Consider the following 641-nt stretch of genomic DNA (forward strand, 5'->3'; position numbering starts at 1 on the left):
CCAGCAAGCGGGTCATGCAGGCGCAGGGCAGCGGCCTGACCAACAAATATGCCGAGGGCTATCCGGGCAAGCGCTACTACGGCGGCTGCGAACACGTCGACAAGGTCGAGCAGTTGGCCATCGACCGCGCCAGGCAGCTGTTCGGCGCCGACTACGCCAACGTCCAGCCGCATTCCGGTTCCTCGGCCAACGCCGCGGTGTACCTGGCGCTGCTCAACGCCGGCGACACCATCCTCGGCATGAGCCTGGCCCACGGCGGCCATCTCACCCACGGCGCCAAGGTGTCCTCCTCCGGCAAGCTGTACAACGCCGTGCAGTACGGCCTGGACACCGCTACCGGGCTGATCGACTACGACGAAGTCGAGCGCCTGGCCGTGGAGCATAAGCCGAAGATGATCGTCGCCGGCTTTTCCGCCTACTCCAAGACCCTCGACTTCCCGCGCTTCCGCGCCATCGCCGACAAGGTCGGCGCGCTGCTGTTCGTCGACATGGCCCACGTCGCCGGGCTGGTCGCCGCCGGCCTCTACCCGAACCCGATCCCCTTCGCCGACGTAGTCACCACCACCACCCACAAGACCCTGCGCGGCCCGCGCGGGGGCCTGATCCTGGCGCGCGCCAACGAGGAGATCGAGAAGAAGCTC

Annotated in this window: 1 protein-coding gene; it reads left to right on the forward strand. The window is 67.7% G+C overall.

Features of this window, described 5'->3' with window-relative positions:
- The coding region (locus LT948_RS33050; RefSeq protein WP_049309577.1) for a serine hydroxymethyltransferase at positions 1-641 on the forward strand (641 nt) is incomplete at both ends.

Origin of the sequence: Pseudomonas sp. CP-1 (genome assembly GCF_021213715.1) — a bacterium.
Taxonomy (GTDB): Bacteria; Pseudomonadota; Gammaproteobacteria; order Pseudomonadales; family Pseudomonadaceae; genus Pseudomonas; species Pseudomonas aeruginosa.